The organism is Microbacterium sp. zg.Y909, assembly GCF_024626565.1.
On sequence record NZ_JANJFJ010000721.1, the window covers coordinates 1 to 206 of the forward strand.

Sequence of the window (206 nt, forward strand, 5' to 3'; positions counted from 1 at the left end):
CCGAGAGGATGAAGCGGTCGCGGCCGAGCCAGTGGGTGTCGGTCGGGTCGTGCCGCATGACCTTCTGGTACAGCAGGTAGGCCGCCGGTGCGAGACTCATCGCGGTGCCGGGGTGGCCGTTGCCGACCTTCTCGACGGCATCGGCTGCCAGCACTCGAGCGGTGTCCACCGCGCGCCGGTCGATCTCTTCCCACTGCAACTCCGAC

1 protein-coding gene is annotated in these 206 nt (G+C 68.9%); it reads right to left on the bottom strand.

Annotated elements, in window-relative coordinates; all coding sequences use genetic code 11:
* Positions 1-206, bottom strand: a 206-nt coding sequence (locus NQ160_RS24385) for a hypothetical protein (RefSeq protein WP_257517537.1), incomplete at both ends; no start/stop codon positions are given.